This window comes from Arthrobacter sp. PsM3, assembly GCF_030433895.1.
Lineage (GTDB): Bacteria > Actinomycetota > Actinomycetes > Actinomycetales > Micrococcaceae > Arthrobacter.
Genome location: NZ_JARUXE010000109.1, coordinates 1 through 781, shown reverse-complemented (window position 1 = coordinate 781; position 781 = coordinate 1). Strand labels below are relative to the sequence as shown.

2 pseudogenes are annotated in these 781 nt (G+C 58.9%); one reads left to right on the top strand and one right to left on the bottom strand.

The features are described 5' to 3' along the window. Positions 1 to 145: pseudogene (locus QCD75_RS21795) on the bottom strand (S-(hydroxymethyl)mycothiol dehydrogenase); the annotation flags it as partial. A 386-nt stretch (positions 146 to 531) separates the two neighbouring features. Between QCD75_RS21795 and QCD75_RS21790 the strand changes: the two are divergent. Next, positions 532 to 781: pseudogene (locus QCD75_RS21790) on the top strand (MFS transporter); the annotation flags it as partial.

The following is a 781-nucleotide window of genomic DNA, read 5'->3' as shown; positions in this document are numbered from 1 at the left end:
TGTAGTCCAGGTCCGTGTGGCAGACCCCGCACGTGAGGATGTCCACCAGCGCCTCGCCCGGTCGCGGATCCGGAACCAGGATGGTCTCGACGGAAACCGGGCCGTTCTTTTCCCTGGCAATGACTGCCTTTACCTTGTGAACCACTGCGTTCCTTTCCTGATCCCCCGGGACTCCAGAGGGCGGCAGCGGTGCCAGAACTTTCTGACCCACCATGAATTGCGCATTACGCAACACGCTGCAAATAGCGCGTACTGAAAATATGCCAGCCCCTGCTGGGGGTGTCAATGGATCCTGCCCGGCGCCTCGACGCCCCTCACCCGAACCAGCCTTGGTCCACTTCTTGACGCAACACGCTTCCATCTGATGCAACATTTTGATGGATCATTCCAGAACTGGAAATAGCGATTCGTCCATGTTGAACCCGTTCCAATCCGCGAAAACCAGAGAAGCATTGACTGTGTCACGGATCACGCCTAATCTGGTGCAACAGCGTTGCAGTGAATGCAACTCCAGAACACTTGGGTGGACACATGAGTAACGAAACTCCCTCCCCCGCCACTCTTGCGGGGCCGAGAAGCCCGGAGTCGAATAGCGGGCATGGCAGTACTTCCTCCGGACCAACAACATTGAGTGGCCGCGTGACCCCGGACGGCCACGCCGAACCTGGCGACGGCGGCGGCGTCAGCAAGGAAACACGCCGGCGGGTGATCGCGGCGAGCTTCATAGGCAACTTCGTCGAGTGGTTTGACTACGCCGTCTACGGTTACCTGGCAGTCACCA